At 60.2% G+C, this 870-nt stretch carries 2 protein-coding genes; both read left to right on the forward strand.

Annotated elements, in window-relative coordinates; translation table 11 throughout:
- Positions 1 to 316: ATP-binding protein (locus JF66_RS21380; RefSeq protein WP_035881039.1), on the forward strand; the 316-nt coding region annotated here is incomplete at its 5' end.
- A gap of 105 nt (positions 317 to 421) precedes the next feature.
- On the forward strand, positions 422 to 870 hold a 449-nt coding region (locus tag JF66_RS21385), incomplete at its 3' end, for an extracellular solute-binding protein (RefSeq protein WP_369798093.1).

The raw sequence follows: 870 nt of genomic DNA on the forward strand, positions 1-870 counted from the left end.
CGCCGCCCAGGATACAACGGGTGGCGCCGGCAAATTCCTGCGGAAGTATGCCGCCTTCACGCTCTTGGTCATCGATGAGTGGCTGCTGGATAAGCCGACGGAATCGATGCGGACAATGCTGCTGGAGCTGATGGAGCGCCGTTACGGCGAGACCTCAACGGTGTTCTGCACCCAGTATCAACAGAAGGACTGGCACCAACGCCTCGGCGCCGGCGTTCACGCCGACGCCATCATGGACCGCATAATCCACAACACCACCTGGGTCGACACCGGCACCTACAACATGAGGGAACAAGCCGCCCTTGCGACCGCGTAATCCGTGACGGGGAGCACCTGTGGTGCTGAGCCACACCACCACTGGTGCTCTTCCGCACGACCAGTGGGGCTCAAGCGCACGATCGGATGGGGCTCAGAGACTCGAATACTCAGCACGGCAGGGTCGGCGCCAGCCGACAGCGAAGGAAAGATACTCAAGGTCGCCTACATCAAGACTGACGCCTTCACGGCTCTCGACACGCTTTTCACAACAGCCAAGGCGGACTTCGAGGCGACGCACGAGGGAGTGACCGTCGAGTTGCAACCTATTGCAGCAACAGATGACGACTACAAAACCAAACTCGCCCTCTCGCAGCGCTCAGCAGCGACTGCACCAGACATTTTCTATGAAGACACCACCACGTTGCGAGCTGACGCGGATGCTGGGTACCTCCTCAACCTTGATGAGTACGTTTCCGGGTGGGAAGACTGGGATCAGTTCACCGACGCCGCCAAGGTTGCGGGGGCCAGCGACGACGGAAGCATCTATGCCGTTTCCCTGGGCACAGATACTCGTGCGGTCTGGTACAGCAAGCCCGTTTTCGAGGCGGCAGG

Origin of the sequence: Cryobacterium sp. MLB-32 (assembly GCF_000738085.1) — a bacterium.
GTDB lineage: Bacteria > Actinomycetota > Actinomycetes > Actinomycetales > Microbacteriaceae > Cryobacterium.